At 34.6% G+C, this 16,594-nt stretch carries 14 protein-coding genes, 1 tRNA gene and 1 rRNA gene; 4 read left to right on the top strand and 12 right to left on the bottom strand.

Annotation, left to right across the window (positions count from 1 at the left end; all coding sequences use genetic code 11):
• Nucleotides 1-32: 32 nt before the first annotated feature.
• The 3 genes from CHELV3228_RS05905 (at nt 33) to CHELV3228_RS05915 (ending at nt 5,736) form a co-directional block, all read left to right on the top strand.
• Nucleotides 33-2,867, top strand: a complete 2,835-nt coding sequence (locus CHELV3228_RS05905; RefSeq protein ID WP_082200762.1) for a DNA translocase FtsK — start codon at nt 33-35, stop codon at nt 2,865-2,867.
• 383 nt (nt 2,868-3,250) lie between these two features.
• Nucleotides 3,251-4,763, top strand: a 16S ribosomal RNA gene (locus CHELV3228_RS05910).
• A gap of 187 nt (nt 4,764-4,950) precedes the next feature.
• A complete protein-coding gene (locus CHELV3228_RS05915; protein ID WP_234981043.1) occupies nt 4,951-5,736 on the top strand; it encodes a BRO-N domain-containing protein in 786 nt (261 codons plus the stop codon).
• A gap of 1,057 nt (nt 5,737-6,793) precedes the next feature.
• On the opposite strand, the gene CHELV3228_RS05920 is transcribed toward CHELV3228_RS05915, so the two are convergent.
• Genes CHELV3228_RS05920 through CHELV3228_RS05935 form a run of 4 tightly spaced genes read right to left on the bottom strand, consistent with a single transcriptional unit; the run spans nt 6,794 to nt 11,032 of the window.
• Nucleotides 6,794-8,002, bottom strand: coding sequence for a toprim domain-containing protein (locus CHELV3228_RS05920; RefSeq protein ID WP_139026819.1), 1,209 nt, complete (start codon nt 8,000-8,002; stop codon nt 6,794-6,796).
• Nucleotides 7,989-8,741 (bottom strand): TrbM/KikA/MpfK family conjugal transfer protein, encoded by a 753-nt coding sequence (locus CHELV3228_RS05925; RefSeq protein ID WP_082200108.1) that lies wholly within the window; start codon nt 8,739-8,741, stop codon nt 7,989-7,991. The genes CHELV3228_RS05920 and CHELV3228_RS05925 overlap by 14 nt, the downstream gene beginning before the upstream one ends.
• A 15-nt stretch (nt 8,742-8,756) precedes the next feature.
• The gene (locus CHELV3228_RS05930) at nt 8,757-9,728 is read right to left on the bottom strand and encodes a TrbJ/VirB5 family protein (RefSeq protein ID WP_082200109.1); all 972 of its coding nucleotides are present in this window, start codon (nt 9,726-9,728) and stop codon (nt 8,757-8,759) included.
• Nucleotides 9,725-11,032, bottom strand: a complete 1,308-nt coding sequence (locus CHELV3228_RS05935) for a coiled-coil domain-containing protein (RefSeq protein WP_082200110.1) — start codon at nt 11,030-11,032, stop codon at nt 9,725-9,727. The genes CHELV3228_RS05930 and CHELV3228_RS05935 overlap by 4 nt, the downstream gene beginning before the upstream one ends.
• Nucleotides 11,033-11,150: 118 nt before the next feature.
• Between CHELV3228_RS05935 and CHELV3228_RS05940 the strand changes: the two genes are divergently transcribed.
• Nucleotides 11,151-11,225 (top strand) — tRNA-Asn (locus CHELV3228_RS05940).
• Between the two features lie 162 nt (nt 11,226-11,387).
• Here the strand turns inward: CHELV3228_RS05940 and CHELV3228_RS05945 are convergent.
• From CHELV3228_RS05945 to ffh, 8 genes are all read right to left on the bottom strand, one after another.
• Nucleotides 11,388-11,720 carry an ArsC/Spx/MgsR family protein gene (locus CHELV3228_RS05945; protein ID WP_082200111.1) on the bottom strand — a complete coding sequence of 111 codons (333 nt, stop codon included), beginning with the start codon at nt 11,718-11,720 and terminating at the stop codon, nt 11,388-11,390.
• Complete coding sequence (locus CHELV3228_RS05950) at nt 11,717-13,060, bottom strand: class II 3-deoxy-7-phosphoheptulonate synthase (RefSeq protein WP_082200112.1); 1,344 nt, start codon at nt 13,058-13,060, stop codon at nt 11,717-11,719. Before CHELV3228_RS05950 ends, CHELV3228_RS05945 begins: the two co-directional genes overlap by 4 nt.
• 56 nt (nt 13,061-13,116) lie before the next feature.
• Nucleotides 13,117-13,473, bottom strand: coding sequence for a 50S ribosomal protein L19 (gene rplS, locus CHELV3228_RS05955; RefSeq protein WP_082200113.1), 357 nt, complete (start codon nt 13,471-13,473; stop codon nt 13,117-13,119).
• A 10-nt stretch (nt 13,474-13,483) separates the two neighbouring features.
• On the bottom strand, nt 13,484-14,188 hold the full coding sequence (trmD, locus tag CHELV3228_RS05960) for a tRNA (guanosine(37)-N1)-methyltransferase TrmD (RefSeq protein WP_082200114.1): 705 nt from the start codon (nt 14,186-14,188) through the stop codon (nt 13,484-13,486).
• Nucleotides 14,185-14,715 (bottom strand): ribosome maturation factor RimM, encoded by a 531-nt coding sequence (gene rimM / locus CHELV3228_RS05965; protein WP_082200115.1) that lies wholly within the window; start codon nt 14,713-14,715, stop codon nt 14,185-14,187. The genes trmD and rimM overlap by 4 nt, the downstream gene beginning before the upstream one ends.
• Complete coding sequence (locus CHELV3228_RS05970) at nt 14,708-14,950, bottom strand: KH domain-containing protein (RefSeq protein ID WP_082200116.1); 243 nt, start codon at nt 14,948-14,950, stop codon at nt 14,708-14,710. Before CHELV3228_RS05970 ends, rimM begins: the two co-directional genes overlap by 8 nt.
• Nucleotides 14,951-14,952: 2 nt before the next feature.
• Entirely contained in the window at nt 14,953-15,180 is a 228-nt protein-coding gene (rpsP, locus tag CHELV3228_RS05975) for a 30S ribosomal protein S16 (RefSeq protein WP_115588765.1), read from the bottom strand.
• 62 nt (nt 15,181-15,242) lie between these two features.
• Complete coding sequence (ffh, locus tag CHELV3228_RS05980) at nt 15,243-16,580, bottom strand: signal recognition particle protein (RefSeq protein ID WP_082200118.1); 1,338 nt, start codon at nt 16,578-16,580, stop codon at nt 15,243-15,245.
• Nucleotides 16,581-16,594: the final 14 nt, after the last annotated feature.

The raw sequence follows: 16,594 nt of genomic DNA on the forward strand, positions 1-16,594 counted from the left end.
CGTCTTTGGCGATTTTTTATCTTTGTCTTTGTATGTTAGCGCCTCAAATGGGCTTATGGCTTTATGAGGCGAATTTCTTTTTATTTGGGGAATTTGGGATTTACTATCCCTTTGCTCTTTTTGTTTTAAATTATTTCTATTTTAAAAAATCCTACAAAATAGAACTTTTCAAACGCACAGAGCTTTTTGGTATGGGCTTTGGCTTTTTCTCCGCTTTGCTTTTATTTGCTGTGTTTGATAAAAATGGCTATGTTTTAGAGCTTTTATATGCTTTGTTTTCCACGCTTTTTGGACATATAGGAAGTGGCATTGTCGCGCTTTTATTTTTACTACTTGCCATTTGCTTACTTTTTCCAAATTTCATTAAAGAAGTCTTTAAGATAGAGATAAATTGGAGCATTTTTGCCAAATTTGAAAATAATTTTAAGAATGCCCTAATGAAAATTTTTGGTGGAGAAAGCGAAAAAGAGGAGCTTGTAGAAACAAAAACAAAAGAAGAGCAAATCCCCGCTCCGCCACCACCCTTAAAGCCCGTAGAAGAAGAAATAAAAGCCAACAATCTCAAAGCAAGTAATGACGCAAAGGCTGATTTTGCTAAACTAAAAATGCAAATTTTAGACGAAAAAATAGAAATTGAAAATTTAAATCCCCAAAGTTTTCTTTATGAAAATTCTAAGGAGCTACGCTCTTTCGCACAAAAAGCAAGCAAAAGTGTCATAGGGCTAGATGAGGAATTTAATTTTATACCGCAAGAGGAGATGGAAGTGATACCAGAGCGTTTTTTAAAACCCAAAAATCCAGAAGAAATTCAACAAATCAATCTCAAAGATAATTTAGACGAACCAAGCTATAAAAGAAAAAACATCGCTATAAATTCCCCTAAAAATGAAAGCAAACATAAAATTTTTACAAAAGAGCTTGAGCTTAGAGAGGATTTAATGCAAAAAGCAAGACTTGAGGAAGAATACAGAGAAAGTCAAAATGAAATTTTAGAAAAAAAGGTGCAAGAGCAAATCACAAAGCTTGAAAATGAAGAACTTAAAAGCCTTAGCCCACTTGAAGCAAATAGCAAATACAGCTTCAATACACCTACGCCCTCCCCTAATCTTACGCAAGAAAATTTAGAGCCAAAAAATTTAACGCCTAATACAAATCAAACAAATGATAAAGAATTTGAAATCATCGAGTTAGAAGAGGACTTAAAAAATCAAAATATAGAATTTATCGTGGAAGAACTTGAAAACCCCATAATGCCACCAAAACCATCCGTCATCAAACTTGAGGATATTGAGGATAAAAAAGAGGAAATGCCCTATTTTGACACAGCTAAAAATCCTTTAGAAGAAAAAAGCTTGGATGCGATTTTAGAAGAGGATTTGCCACAGAAAAAAAGCATCTTGGCTAAAGAAATCGCCATTAACCAAGCACTTTTGGCAGAAATCGAACAGGGCGATTTTGAAAATCCAAAAGATTTTGTTTTGCCTCCGCTTGACTTTCTTGCAAATCCAGATGCAAAAAAACAAGAAATAGATGAAAGTGAAATCGACAAAAAAATTTACGATTTACTTGAGAAATTACGCCGTTTTAAAATAGGAGGCGATGTCATTAGCACCTACACAGGTCCTGTGGTAACAACCTTTGAATTTCGCCCTAGTGCAGATGTAAAAGTGAGCCGAATTTTAAACTTGCAAGATGATTTAGCTATGGCTTTAAAAGCGCGTTCCATACGCATACAAGCACCTATTCCGGGTAAAGATGTCGTGGGCATTGAAGTGCCAAATGAAGAAACGCAAACGATTTATCTCAAAGAAATTTTACAAAGTGAAGTTTTTTGCAATTCTAAAAGCCCACTTACCATAGCACTGGGCAAAGACATAGTAGGAAACGCCTTTGTAACAGACTTAAAAAAACTCCCACACCTTCTCATCGCAGGAACAACAGGAAGCGGTAAAAGTGTGGGGATTAACGCGATGCTTTTAAGTTTATTATATCGCAATAGCCCTAAAACCTTGCGTTTGATGATGATAGACCCAAAAATGCTTGAATTTAGCATTTATAACGATATCCCACACCTCTTAACGCCCGTGATAACCGACCCCAAAAAAGCCGTCAATGCCCTTTCTAATATGGTCGCTGAAATGGAGCGTAGATACCGCCTTATGGCTGAAGCAAAAACCAAAAACATAGAAAACTATAATGAAAAAGTAAGGTTAAGTGGCGAGGCAGAAGAACTTCCTTTTATCGTTGTAATTATTGACGAGTTGGCGGATTTAATGATGACAGCAGGTAAAGATGTGGAATTTTATATAGGGCGTTTAGCACAAATGGCAAGAGCAAGCGGAATTCATCTCATCGTAGCGACCCAACGCCCATCCGTTGATGTAGTAACGGGACTCATTAAAGCAAATTTACCGAGTAGAATTTCTTATAAAGTCGGGCAAAAAATCGACTCAAAAGTCATACTTGACGCGATGGGAGCTGAAAGCTTACTGGGTCGTGGAGACTGCCTTTTCACCCCTCCAGGAACGAGCAATATCGTCCGCCTACACGCACCTTTTGCGAGCGAATTTGAGATAGAAAAGATAGTGGAATTTTTAAAAGAACAACAAGCAGTAGAATACGACGAGCGTTTTTTAAAAGATGAGCAAAGTAGCGGAGTAACGACAAGTGGAGAAATTGAGGGTGGTTTAGATGAACTTTTCGAAGAAGCAAAAAAAGTCATCTTAGAAGATGGCAAAACAAGTATTTCTTATCTGCAACGCCGTCTCAAAATAGGCTACAACAGAGCTGCAAATATCATAGAACAACTCACCCAAATGGGCATTTTAAGTGAGCCAGACTCCAAAGGACAAAGAGAAATTTTATAAAATTTCTCTTTTAAATTATTAATTTTTATAAATTTTCCACAAATAAAAGCTGTATTTAAGCTTTCCTCGCTACAATTTCATTTCTTTTTTGTTTTTTTACCCTTAGCTTCTTAGCCATAGTAAAAACCTAAAAAAGTCTTGTTCTTTAACACCAACATTGTTATTTAAATCTTATAGTCAATCTTTGAAATCTAAATAAGTGACGATTGAGCCAACTTTACTATAATATTAGTAAAGCTAAACAAATAAAAGTTTTAGATTAAAACTTCATATCACTAAAGCTAAAGATACTAGGGAATAACCTAATTAATGGATTGTGTTTAGCAATCTTATCTTTAGTGTTGCTTCTTAGTCAGGCTTTGCCTGATGTTAAAGAAGATAAAAATATGGAGAGTTTGATCCTGGCTCAGAGTGAACGCTGGCGGCGTGCCTAATACATGCAAGTCGAACGATGAAGCTTTTAGCTTGCTAGAAGTGGATTAGTGGCGCACGGGTGAGTAAGGTATAGTTAATCTGCCCTACACTGGGGGACAACACTTAGAAATGAGTGCTAATACCCCATACTCCTATTTAGCATAAGTTAGATAGGGAAAGTTTTTCGGTGTAGGATGAGACTATATAGTATCAGCTAGTTGGTAAGGTAAAGGCTTACCAAGGCTATGACGCTTAACTGGTCTGAGAGGATGATCAGTCACACTGGAACTGAGACACGGTCCAGACTCCTACGGGAGGCAGCAGTAGGGAATATTGCGCAATGGGGGAAACCCTGACGCAGCAACGCCGCGTGGAGGATGACACTTTTCGGAGCGTAAACTCCTTTTCTTTGGGAAGAATTTTGACGGTACCAAAGGAATAAGCACCGGCTAACTCCGTGCCAGCAGCCGCGGTAATACGGAGGGTGCAAGCGTTACTCGGAATCACTGGGCGTAAAGGGCGCGTAGGCGGATTATCAAGTCTCTTGTGAAATCTAATGGCTTAACCATTAAACTGCTTGGGAAACTGATAGTCTAGAGTGAGGGAGAGGCAGATGGAATTGGTGGTGTAGGGGTAAAATCCGTAGATATCACCAAGAATACCCATTGCGAAGGCGATCTGCTGGAACTTAACTGACGCTAAGGCGCGAAAGCGTGGGGAGCAAACAGGATTAGATACCCTGGTAGTCCACGCCCTAAACGATGTATGCTAGTTGTTGGGATGCTAGTCATCTCAGTAATGCAGCTAACGCATTAAGCATACCGCCTGGGGAGTACGGTCGCAAGATTAAAACTCAAAGGAATAGACGGGGACCCGCACAAGCGGTGGAGCATGTGGTTTAATTCGAGGATACGCGAAGAACCTTACCTGGGCTTGATATCCTAAGAACCTTATAGAGATATGAGGGTGCTAGCTTGCTAGAACTTAGAGACAGGTGCTGCACGGCTGTCGTCAGCTCGTGTCGTGAGATGTTGGGTTAAGTCCCGCAACGAGCGCAACCCTCGTCCTTAGTTGCTAACGATTCGGTCGAGCACTCTAAGGAGACTGCCTTCGTAAGGAGGAGGAAGGTGGGGACGACGTCAAGTCATCATGGCCCTTACGCCCAGGGCGACACACGTGCTACAATGGCATATACAATGAGACGCAATACCGCGAGGTGGAGCAAATCTATAAAATATGTCCCAGTTCGGATTGTTCTCTGCAACTCGAGAGCATGAAGCCGGAATCGCTAGTAATCGTGAATCAGCCATGTCACGGTGAATACGTTCCCGGGTCTTGTACTCACCGCCCGTCACACCATGGGAGTTGATTTCACTCGAAGTGGAAATACTAAACTAGTTATCCCCCACAGTGGAATCAGCGACTGGGGTGAAGTCGTAACAAGGTAACCGTAGGAGAACCTGCGGTTGGATCACCTCCTTTCTAGAGTACAACTTTATCCTTTCGTTAGGATAGAGTATAATAAAGTCAAGTTTCTCACAAACTTGCTTTTCAATTGTCCTTGTTTAGATTTTAAAGATTGATGATAAAGCTAATTGGGGAATTAGCTCAGCTGGGAGAGCGCCTGTATATAACCTTAAAAAATATCCGATATCTAGACTGTACTTATATGGATGCTAAGGTTATTTGTGATAGTTTGAAAATGGAAAACCCTGCTAATATCAAAAACGCTATTTTAAAGGAATTTGAGCTACCTATATTAAATATATGTAGCTTTGACATAGGCTATGGTATTAAAGAATTTACAATGATAACCGAACCACAACTTTATTTTATGCTTATGCGTAGTGATAAGCCAAAGGCTAGAGATTTTAGGCAATGGGTCATTAATGAGGTTTTACCTAGCATTAGAAAAGATGGGAGTTATAGTGTAGGTGCTAGTAATGAAATGTTTAGTTTAAAAGATGAACTGATTAAAGCTAAAAATGAAGTGATAAAGACTAAGGAAGAATTAATAGAAACGCAGAGAGCTTTGATTAATGAATTAAAAACTAAGAAAGAACCTCAAATTGTAAAGCTTATAGAGCATAAAGAGCCTAGTATTGAGGAAGCTTATGGTGATATACTCTATAAAGAAAGCAAGGATAAGCAAACACGCCCTAAGACACTAGAACAAAGAAGACTTAAAAAAATATTTGATGAACTTATTGAACTTATTTGTGTGATTACTGCGGCGAGTAATGGTAATTTAAAACAAAGACAAATTTGGACTGCACTTTATAAAAACTTCATAAGAGCCTATAAACCAAGAGGTAGGATTGATATTAACTTTCTAAAAAGTGAAGAAAAATATTTAAATTTTCTAATCCAAAACGCCAAATTCTACTTAGAACAAATCAATCAAAAACAACTAAGAGAGCCTGAGGATTTTCAAAAATTACTCAGCTTTTCTTAAGAAAAAAGGCTTATTTTTAGAAAAAATGCAAATTTTCTATTGATAAGCCTTATCAAAACAAAAAATATTTAAGCTTCATTTTAACTTTCTACTATCACTTTTTAAATACCATTTCATAGACATTTGTAAGCTTTTTTAGCTTAAAGAGAAGTCCGCAAAAACTACCTATAAAAACTTAAGGATTGTAAAAAGATAGGTTAATCAATGGTAAATAAGCTTAAAACTTAAAGTTCTATTTTACAGCGTTTTACAAAGGATAGTTAAGGATAATTTAAAATACAATTATTTTTACTATATTATCATAAAATATCAATCTAACGACCATATTATAATATTTAGAGAAAGTTTAAGAAAATTTTTAAAAAAGTTTAAGTTCCGCAAAAACTACCCTTTTTTATTAAATATAGCTTAAATTGTGAATTATGGTAGCTTTCAAAAGCCCATTTCTCCACTTTAAGAAAAAAGTAAAAGACGCTTAAGTTCCGCAAAAACTACCCCTTGCTTTTCCTTATTATATATAAAAAAAGACTAAAAAAGGGAAGAAGATTAATATAATCAAGAGTCTAGTAATTAAATTTGATTTAAAGTTTAATCTTTAATTTTTCCTTAACTGCTTTTTTGAATTTTTTGGATAGAGTTTTTTCTTTAGCTTTGCACCTTTCAAAAAAAAAAAAAAAATGAATTTTGAATTCTTAAAAAAGTTTGATTTGTTGTTTGAGTTTGTTTGCTTGTTCCCCTAAGGAATATTTTTAGTTTAGATTCTTGTTGGTTGTCTTTTTTAGAAATTTGTTAGTTTTTGATTTTTAGCTTTAGTTGATTTTTGTGAATAGTGTTTAAACGCACAGAAACATAGTTTAAATTGATTTTTGTAGTGTTGTTAGTAATTCTTTTAAAGTTTTTTGATTTAAGGGGTGTTTTTGTTTGATTATGAGGGTATGAAAAATTTAGAGTTTAGATTTAGTTTGTGGTGTAGTGTTATTTTTTGTTGTGTTGGTATCTTCGCTTGTAATATATTTCCTTTTGTTGAGATTTAAAAATTATAACATTTTTAGCTTAACTACCTGCTTTTTCCTAGCTCTCTTTCTAAACACTTAGCTAGTTGATTGTAAGCAAGGTCTAGGGTTTTTGTATCGAGGTGTTTTTCAATCTTAGATTTTATACTCTCATATTTAGGAATATCCAAAGTTGAGATTTGCTTTAATTCCTTCATCATTGTTTCATCACTCATACAATGAAAGTTTTTGATAAATTGCGAAGCTCTTTTTTCCATTTGAAATAAAAGCTTTTTGCAGTCTATTTTTGTAAAATTGTTTTCTAGGTTAAGATTTTTAGCGATGATTAAATCATCATTAAAGTCTTTAAAATTTGCTTTTAAGATTTTTGCATTTGTAAAGCTTTCTTTTGCAATTTTTTCAAATTCTTTTCCCTTATTGTCATTATCAAAGCCTAGATACACTTTAGCTTCTTTAAATTCATTATTTAAATATGCAAATACTTCTTTTTGCGTTCTGCTGATTTGTCCGTTAGTCGAGCATAAAAGACTTTCTTTAGCATTAAACTCTTTAAGTTCAAGTAAGGATAAAGTATCAATCATACTTTCAGTAATAATAATATTTTTAATATCCTCTTTTGTGCTTGAAGGTATTTTTAAGATTTCTAAACCTTTTGTGCCATAACAAAGATTTTTAATATTTTTAGCCTGTTTGCTTTCTTTATCAATTAAGGGACTTGAAAGATAGCTCACATAACCATTTGGGATTAAGTAAGTATAGTTTTTATCACTCAGCTTTGTTTGCGATAGGGTAAAACTTGGTGCGATGATATTTTTCATCTTATCTTGTTTTAAAGTGGGAAATTCTTGCATTAAATGCGGACAAATTAATCTTTTCTCAAAGAAAAAATTATTAAAAGACACACCTTTCATCGCTTCATATTCTTCTAAGGCTTTTTTGCTTGAAGTATTGCTTATTTCTATGGGTTTGATTGTAAGCTCTTTTTCTATGCCTCTTAATAATTCCTGTGCGTTTATGCCCCTATTTTTACAAAAATTAAAGATATTACCTCTATCTCTATCATCATTAGGGTTAAAATAAAGATAATGCCCTCTTTCATTTCGGCTAATCACAACTAAATCACCGCTTTCATTTGTGAGAACTTTATATCTTAAAGAGGTCTTATCTTTTTTCTCATAGTAAGCATTTGATTTTAGGATTTCATCAAGGGGGAGGTTGATAAAATCCTCATTGTTCTTTTTACTTTCTCGCATCAACCCAACAATCTTTTTTAATGAAGTTCTTTTTGAAATAAGCGTTTTCAAGTTTGTAATAAATATAATAGTCCTTATCGCTACCACTTATTTTTTGAGCTTCTCTTTCATCATTAGGAAGCTTATTCCACTCTGGGTAAGAAATTTGCACTCTTCTTTTCTCTATCATTCTTAAATCATTACTTAACATATCATAAGCACTTTTAGAGATTTCTTCTTTGATAAAGCCATTATTCCAATCTTCTTCTTTGTAAAACTCTTTATTGCAAGTATATTTAAACGCATAATCGTTATAATTCATTCTTGTAACTATCTTACAATTTTCAGTCATTTCAGGGCTAATTCTATAATTATAAAGCACCCTAGTCATACCCATAGAGTTTTGTGAAGTTCCTACTTTCTTTTTTTCTATATTTGCATTTAACTCATCAACAGAGCAAAAACCTGTAAGCCTTGATAAGTCTTCAACTTGTTGTTTCATTTCAGGCGTCATACTTCCCTCAGGGCAAAGTGATAGAAATTGTTTTCTAGCATTAATGGTCTTCCACGGTTTGCTAAAGTGTATGCTAAAGTATTTTGCTAAAGAACGCTGACACTCACTAGGTCTCGCAGGGGAACTAAGACAAAGTATTGCCTCACAAGCAAGACCAGCGTCTCCGCCTAAAATTTCACTATTTGCCTCTAAAGAAGAAGCTAAAATTACCGCTGTTAAAGCAGAAATAAGTATTTTTTGTTTCATTGTTTATCCTTTAAATTAAAATTCAAAAATAGGGAAGCCGTTTTCATCAAGTTTTGGAGGTGGCAAATCCTTATAAATTAAGAATTTATCATCGATTTTAGAGGGTGTATAAACCTTTTGAAAATCTGCTTCGGTTAAATCTTTTCGACCATCTGCACCTGCGTTTTGTTGAGCCATATTTGTAAGAGCATTAGAATATTCTAAATTAAGCTCATATTGTCTTTGCATATTCTCATACATTTTTATAAGAATGGAATTTGTAAGAGCTTGAGCCTGTTTAGCATTATTAGGGTTTTGTAATTGTTTGGCTAGTTTTTCTAAATCTGCACTCATCTTTGCCTTAGTATAAGGATTAGTTTTATCTTGCTTATGATAAGTATCATAAAAGGTAATTAAGCGATTAGCTTGTTCTTCTTTTGCTTTATTTTCTATAAAAGCTTGAGCGTTTTTAATGTTTTCAATTTGGGTGTAGAGTTGTTGTTTAAGATTATAATCTGTTGTTTGATTGATTTTATCCATAAGCTCATCTATACTTTTTGTAATATCAGCATTATTTCTAATCCCTGAAACACAACGATTAAAATCATTATCAATTGCACTTGTCATAGAGCCAAGTTTATCTTTAAAGCTTGGGCTTTGCGTTTGTAAAAAAGAACAAGCGTTTTGCACCTGTTTAATATTGCCTAAAATATCATCAGGGATATTCGTTATATCATTGTAAATTCCTTGCATATCACTTATCATAGAATTTAAATCCCCTAGTATTTGAGAAATGCTAGTCATATCCACACCTAATTCTTTCATTTGCTTTTCGAAATTAAGCGTATCTTTTAACATTTGCTCGTATTCTTTTATCATTTGAGCGTAAGCTTTAACTTGTTCTGCAATTCCTGCCGTATCAATGACTGGAATTCCTGCTGCAACTGCATTTACATTTGATAGAAAAAGAGTTGAAGCTGTTATTAGAGATAGGGTTATTTTTTTCATACCATAGTCCTTGCTTGTTGTTGAAATTGTGTTTGTCCTAGAGTATTGTTTAAGAACTTTTCTTTACCTTTTTCAATCATTTTTAATCCTTTGGCATAGCTTTTTGGATAGTTTTCTTTGAAATTTGGAAGCTCTTTATCTGTTTTTTGATAAAAGTTTTCCATTTTTTTAATCTCTTTTATATCACTTGGTTCTCTTTTCATCATTCTATCAAGCTCTATAAAAGCCCCTTGTTCTTGTTTCATTGTCTCTAAACCCCCATTAAGCTCTTTACTTTTTGAATGGATTTCTTTAACTAAATCCTTTGCAACCTCTTTCATCGCTGTGCTTTTTACCGCAAGTTCTATTTTTTCTTCTCTTTGCCTATGCTTTTCATTTGCCTCTTCATAGGCTTGTTTCATCATTAAAGCAAAGGCTTTATCCATTTCTTGTAGGGTTCTTAAAACATCACCTAAATCTTTGGAGTTTAAAAGGTTTTCTATGCTTTTTTCAAAGTTTTCTTCTAAACGCTCTCTTTCTTCTTTAAGTCTAGCAAGTTCAGCCTCGTGCTGTTTTAAAAGTTCATCAACTTGTTTATCATAAGCTTCATTTGCTTTGTTTTCTATTTTTTCATCAAGCTTGTTTTCTTCTTTATTTTCTAGTCTTTGCTTATCTTCTTTGATTTGTTCTTCTTTTTCTTTGATGAGCTTGGCGTTTTCATCAAGGGCTTCTAAAATGTCTAAGCTCTCACCAAGCTTTTCATTTGCTTTGGTATTTTCTAAAGTGTTTTTAAGAAAATCTTGTTTTTCTTTAGGAGAGCTAAGTTCTAAAATCAGTTCTTCTTTTTCTTCATCAAGTATATAATTTTTTATAAAAACCGCACCTTTTAACTTTCTCTTGCCATTATCCAAATCTTTCATTGTTCCGTCTTCTTGCGCCATTTCATCATATTCAATACTATCTACACCAACTAATTTTAGTTTATATTTAACAAATTTAGCAATTTCATCAAAAAACCTCTTTTTGTTTTTCATTTGAGGAAGAAAGATTCTTAAATCGCTAAATTTAATTTTAACACCTCTTAAAGTTTTTCTTTTGTAGTTACGCTTAATTCCAAAATAGCAAATTGTAAAAAAGAGATTGAAATCCATAGCTGAAAAATTAGGAAATTTAATCGTATTCATTTCATTACGATACACAATATTAGAATCTTTAGAAATCCCAATTTTAACTTTGACTAAATCCTTTGCCTGATTTTCCTTTGTCATTTTCAAAATATAATTCCCTTCCACAAAGTCAAAGGTTACTAATTTTTTACAGCCCATATCGTATCCTTATTTTTAATCTAAATTTTGTTGAATTACACCAAAACAAAATTTGCGTTTATGTAAAAATCACTTGACTTTTTTTTTATTTTTTACTAGAATCACATTTTTAATTTGTTCCGGATTAGCTCAGCGGTAGAGTAGTCGGCTGTTAACCGATTGGTCGTAGGTTCGAATCCTACATCCGGAGCCACTTATTTTATCTTCAGCAAGTTTTTAAATCATAATCGTCATTTGATGAAAAATAGCGATGAATTTATGCAAGTTTCATTTACCTCTATCACATCAAAGCTGGGAGATTGTTCCTTAACTCAAACAAAAAAGACGAAAGATAATTGGGTAAGGTTAAAAAATTTTACAAATTTAAATTTTCATACTCTTTAGCAATATAAATTTGCCCCCTATACTCTATCACAGGGCGTTTTATGAGACTTGGAGTTTCTAAAATTATAGCTTTTAATTCTTCATTAGATAAGGCTTTCATTTTTTCTTTATTAAGTCCTAGTTTTCTAGCGCTTGTGCCTGAAAGATTTGGCAAATCTTTCAACACTCTTTTTTCAAGCCACGAATTTAAAATGCTTTCATCGATTTTTTTAATATCTAAAAAATCAAATTCCACGCCCCTAGCTTTTAAAAATTCTATAGCCTTTTTCACGCTACCGCAATTTTTAATCCCATAAAGTTTCATTGACGCGCCCTTTTGAGTAAATCCGCTATCAAAAAAGCAAGTTCTAAAGCTTGGTCTGCGTTCAGTCTTGGGTCGCACTGGGTTTCATAACGCTTCTGCAAACTTTGTGCCGTTACATTACTAGCTCCACCTGTGCATTCTGTAACATCTTGCCCCGTCATTTCCAAATGCACACCACCCGGATAAACCCCCTCGCTTATCGCCACTTCAAAGAAATAACGCACTTCTTGCATTATCTTATCAAATTCTCTAGTTTTAAAATCCCCCACTTTAACGGTGTTGCCGTGCATAGGGTCGATACTATAAATTAAATTGAGTCCCTCTTTTTTCAATTCTTTAAAAATGCTTGGCAAATTTGAAGCGATTTTGTCCGCACCCATACGAATAATAATGTTAAGTCGCCCCTCTTCATTGTGGGGATTAAGAACATTTGAGAGTTTTATAATATCCTCAGCCTTGGCATTTGGACCAATTTTTACACCTAAAGGATTTTTCACGCCACTTAGAAAATGCACATGTGCCCCATCAAGATCACGAGTCCTTTCGCCTATCCAAAGCATATGCGCCGAACAATCATAAATTTCACCGCTTAAGCTATCCACACGCGTCAAAGCCTCTTCATAAGGCAAAAGCAAAGCCTCGTGCGAAGTGTAAAGTGAAACTTCCCTCAAGCTTGGCGTATTATTCGCATTAATTCCACAAGCCTCCATAAAAGCCAAAGCACTAGAAATTTTTTCACTCAAATCCTCATACTGCCTATGCAAATCACTTTTTTTTATAAAGCCTAAATTCCAACGCTGCACCTCACGCAAATCCGCCAAACCACCCTTAGCAAAACCCCTAAGTAAATTTAGCGTTGTTGCACTTTGATAATAAGCCTCCAACATACGCTTAGGCTCGGCAATTCTCGCTCTTTCATCAAATTCAAAGCCATTAATTATATCGCCACGATAGCTTGGCAAACTCACGCCGTCAAGCTCTTCATAATCCGCACTTCTAGGTTTAGCAAACTGCCCTGCTATGCGTCCTATCTTTACCACAGGACAACCACCAGCAAATGTCAAAACTATCGCCATTTGAAGTAGAATTTTAAACATATCGCGGATATTATTTGCGCCAAAATTTTCAAAACTTTCCGCACAATCGCCACCCTGAAGTAAAAAAGCTTCCTTTTTAGAAACCTTAGCCAAAGCTTTTTTAAGCTGTCTAACCTCTCCTGCAAAAACAAGGGGGGGTAATTTTTCAAGTCTTTCAAGACTCTTCTTTAAAGCATTTTCATTAGGATAGAGAGGATGCTGTTTGATAGGATAAGCTCTCCAAGAATCTTTAGTCCATTGCATACTAACTCGCTTTAGTAGAAACAAGAGCTACGAAAAATAGCTCTTTGTGGGAAAAATTATTTTTTAAGTTCTTTAATACGGGCAGCCTTACCGCGTCTATCTCTAAGATAAAATAATCTAGCACGGCGCACACGACCGCGTCTTAAAACGCTAATACTTTCTAAACTTTCGCTATAAATTGGAAAAATTCTTTCAACGCCGACATTATTTGCACCCATTTTACGCACGATGAATGTTTCACTAACTCCATTTCCTCTTCTAGCGATGCAAATTCCTTCAAAATTTTGAATTCTAGTTTTGTCGCCCTCTTTGATGCGAATCGCAAGCTTTAAAGTATCTCCGGCACGAAAATCCGGCACATTTTTACCCTCAATTTGCTTTGCTTCAAATTGCTCGATATATTTGTTTTTCATCATTTTTCCTTTAAATTTTGCGTTCATGCTCTAAAAATAAATCAGGACGAAAAAATTTCGTCTTGCAAGACGCTAAAGTAGTTTTTAAAGCCACAATTTTAGCGTGATTACCCTTTAAAAACACTGAATTAGCATAAAATTTCTTTGAATTTTTTTCAAAAATTAAGGGTTTTGCAAAAGAAGGTGCTTCTAAAAGTTGGTTTTCAAAACTTTCTTCCTCTAAACTTTGTGAATTTCCAAGCACTCCCTTAACATTGCGTAAAATCGCATCGCAAAGACAAAGTGCGGGAAGCTCTCCACCCGTCAAAACAAAATCTCCCACACTAAAAAGCTCATTAGCAAATTCCTCCACCACACGCTCATCAATGCCCTCATACCTACCACATACAAAAACCAAATTTGACTTTTTACTCAAACGCTTGGCGTCTTTTTGGTTAAAACTTTTTGCACTTGGACTAAGAAAGATAAAGTGGGGCTTTTCTTGAGTTTTTTGTATATGCTCTAAACAATCAAAAAGTGGAGCTACTTGCATTAAAAGTCCTGCGCCACCGCCTATTTTATAATCATCAACTTTTTTATGAGTATCCACACTAAAAGCTCTTGGATTTTGAAAGTCAAGGCTAAAAATGCCATTTTTTAAAGCTCTCGCAAGTATAGAATCTCTAAAATAAAATTCAATTAAGTGAGGAAATAAAGAAACAAAAGTAATTTTCATGAATTTTCTAAAATTAAAAAAGCTTCATTGGAGCATAAAATTTGCTTTTCTTTCACATCAATTTTAAGAACATATTTGTCGATGTAAGGGATAAAGAAAATTTTAGCTAAACCTTGATTTATCAAGCTTTCATCACTTTTAACTTCAAATAAATATGCTCCCCCACTTTGCAAAATATCTTTTACTTCACCTAAATTTCTTTGCATATCTTTTATCTTGCAACCTATAATGTCAAAATAAAAAAATTCGTCTTTTTTCAATTTGCAAAGCTCTCTTGTTTTTTCCACGCTTTGATAAAGCTCTAAATTAACTAATTCTTTTGCTCTTTCAAGGCTTTCATATTCATAAAACAAGACACTATGTCTGCTCTTATCATAATCTTTAATAATAAGTTCTTTTTTGTCTTTTGTAAAAAAACTAAGATTTTTTTGAAACTGAGAGGGAAAATCGCTAAGATTGTGTAATTTTACATAGCCTTTTAAGCCTACACTTCGCCCTATCTTAGCGACTAAAACAAGCTCATTCAAGTGCTTTTACCGTAACACGATAAGAGGTATTTTCTTTACTTTTGCAGGCTGAAATTACCGTCTTAATCGCGTTAATCATTTTACCATTTTTACCAATGAGCTTACCCGTATCGCTCTTATCAGCAAAAAGAAAAACTTCGACAAAATTTTCTTCTACTTCAACTTTTTTCGTATCAATCTTATCAGGAAAATCGGCAATAAGTTTAGCGTATTCTTTTAGAAAATCTTCAACCATAATTATTTGCTTGTGATAGAAACGACTTTATCGCTAAGTTTAGCACCTACGCTCTTCCAGTAAGCTAAACGCTCCGCATCAAATTTAATCACTTCAGGCTCAACCATAGGATTATAATATCCAATGCTTTCTATCCAGCCTCCATCGCGGCGTTTTCTACTATCTGTTACAACAATGCGATAAAAAGGTCTTTTTGTTCTTCCCATTCTTGTAAGTCTAACAACTGTCATCATTTCTCCTTGTAAAATAAAAATCAATTATAGATACTAAAAATAGTATTTATAAGTGAAATTTAAAACTGCCTACGGGCTTGATTCATCATAGTCATCAAACTTTCCATTCCTTTTTTGCCTGAAAATTTCTTTGCCAATTTGGCAGCATTGCTAAATTGCTTTAAAAAGCGATTAACTTCCATTTGAGAGAGTCCAGCACCACTTGCAATGCGACGCTTTCTGGCATTATTTAAAAGCTCAGGATTTTCCCTTTCCTTTGGTGTCATAGAAGAAATCATCGCCTTAATATGCAAAATTTCCTTAGAATTATCAAGGTCTAAATCTTTTACGCTTGATGCGATATTAGAAAGTCCCGGAATCATACCGATGAGCGATTTCATATTTCCTAGCTTCTTAACGCTTTCCATTTGAGTAAGAAAATCGTTGAAATTAAAATCGCCTTTTTTAATTTTTTGATTAAGCTTCTTTGCTTCCTTTTCGTCAATTACCGCTGCAGTTTTCTCAGCCAAAGTTGCTAAATCGCCCTCACCCATAATACGACTTACAATCCTATCTGGGATAAAAACTTCCAAATCAGCAACTTTCTCTCCCACACCGATAAACCTTAATGGGATATTTACCTGCCTTGCAATACCAAGTGCCACCCCACCCTTAGTATCCGCATCAAATTTGGATAAAATCACCCCGCTAAGACCTAAAGCCTCATTGAAACTTGTCGCTGTTTTCACGCCGTCTTGTCCGCTCATTGCATCAGCAACATAAAAAATTTCATCAGGATTTAAATTCGCCTTAACCTCTTTTAGTTCGCTCATCAAGGCTTCATCAATCGCCAAACGCCCAGCAGTATCAACAAGCAAAACATCAAACAAGCCATTTTTAGCCTTTTGCAAGGCTTCTTTTGCAACTTTAATAGGATTTGTTTCATTTTCTATATAAAAAAGCTGGGTTTCATTAGCTTCACAAAGCTGCCTTAACTGCTCCACAGCCGCTAAACGCTGCAAATCACACGCGGCAACTAAAACTTTTTTATTGCGAAGTTTGAGGTAATTTGCCAACTTTATGGTGCTTGTCGTCTTACCTCCACCTTGCAAACCTACCATTAAAACAATCGTTGGAGGCTTTTGAGAAAAAACAAAGCCTTGATTTTTCCCATTGACACTTAAAATTTCTTCTAAATTCTTCTTAATCGCTTCTAAAAATTGCCTTTGTCCTATGCCATTTTTCTTAACATCTTCTTCAATCAAACCCAGTAATTCTTTGGTAACCTTATGATGGACATCAGCTTTAAGTAAAGATTTCTTAAGTGTTTCTAAAGCATTTTTTAAAGCTTTTTCATCATCGACAAAACGAAGCTTATTAATAGCACCCCTAAAGGATTCACTTACAAGTTCAAACACTTTTAAAAAAACCT

The organism is Campylobacter helveticus (genome assembly GCF_002080395.1).
GTDB classification, from domain to species: Bacteria; Campylobacterota; Campylobacteria; order Campylobacterales; family Campylobacteraceae; genus Campylobacter_D; species Campylobacter_D helveticus.

What these genes read in the sequence shown, in the direction of transcription:
- rpsP (WP_115588765.1), bottom strand. Translation starts at nt 15,180, where the DNA reads ATGACAGTTGTTAGACTTACAAGAATGGGAAGAACAAAAAGACCTTTT.
- CHELV3228_RS05945 (WP_082200111.1), bottom strand. Translation starts at nt 11,720, where the DNA reads ATGAAACTTTATGGGATTAAAAATTGCGGTAGCGTGAAAAAGGCTATA.
- CHELV3228_RS05935 (WP_082200110.1), bottom strand. Translation starts at nt 11,032, where the DNA reads ATGGGCTGTAAAAAATTAGTAACCTTTGACTTTGTGGAAGGGAATTAT.
- rplS (WP_082200113.1), bottom strand. Translation starts at nt 13,473, where the DNA reads ATGAAAAACAAATATATCGAGCAATTTGAAGCAAAGCAAATTGAGGGT.
- CHELV3228_RS05950 (WP_082200112.1), bottom strand. Translation starts at nt 13,060, where the DNA reads ATGCAATGGACTAAAGATTCTTGGAGAGCTTATCCTATCAAACAGCAT.
- CHELV3228_RS05920 (WP_139026819.1), bottom strand. Translation starts at nt 8,002, where the DNA reads ATGCGAGAAAGTAAAAAGAACAATGAGGATTTTATCAACCTCCCCCTT.
- CHELV3228_RS05970 (WP_082200116.1), bottom strand. Translation starts at nt 14,950, where the DNA reads ATGGTTGAAGATTTTCTAAAAGAATACGCTAAACTTATTGCCGATTTT.
- CHELV3228_RS05930 (WP_082200109.1), bottom strand. Translation starts at nt 9,728, where the DNA reads ATGAAAAAAATAACCCTATCTCTAATAACAGCTTCAACTCTTTTTCTA.
- CHELV3228_RS05915 (WP_234981043.1), top strand. Translation starts at nt 4,951, where the DNA reads ATGGATGCTAAGGTTATTTGTGATAGTTTGAAAATGGAAAACCCTGCT.
- CHELV3228_RS05905 (WP_082200762.1), top strand. Translation starts at nt 33, where the DNA reads ATGTTAGCGCCTCAAATGGGCTTATGGCTTTATGAGGCGAATTTCTTT.
- CHELV3228_RS05925 (WP_082200108.1), bottom strand. Translation starts at nt 8,741, where the DNA reads ATGAAACAAAAAATACTTATTTCTGCTTTAACAGCGGTAATTTTAGCT.
- trmD (WP_082200114.1), bottom strand. Translation starts at nt 14,188, where the DNA reads ATGAAAATTACTTTTGTTTCTTTATTTCCTCACTTAATTGAATTTTAT.